General features: G+C 61.5%; 1 pseudogene. It reads right to left on the bottom strand.

Annotated features, from left to right (window positions below):
• Positions 1-244 (bottom strand): annotated as a pseudogene (locus ACSVDM_RS30875) (glycogen debranching protein GlgX); the annotation flags it as partial.

Raw genomic sequence — 244 nt, forward strand, 5'->3', positions numbered from 1 at the left:
GGGTGAAGGCGGGTGTAGCCCTTGACATGGGTCTCATAGATGACCGATTCGCTGATGTCGTGGCGGCGCGCAATAGGCGTAGGCGGGCCGGGATCGTCAATGACGACGGCGAGCGGGACCGACGTCGCATCGTCGGTCAGGTCAGGCTCGTAGTTGGATTCCGGCGTGTGGTCCATAATCGGGCCGTGATAATCGACTCCTGCCGTGATGGCCCTGGCATAAGGGTCGAGCAATAGCTTGGCAG

This window comes from Nocardia sp. JW2, assembly GCF_051843015.1.
In the GTDB taxonomy this organism is placed as follows: Bacteria; Actinomycetota; Actinomycetes; order Mycobacteriales; family Mycobacteriaceae; genus Nocardia; species Nocardia coubleae.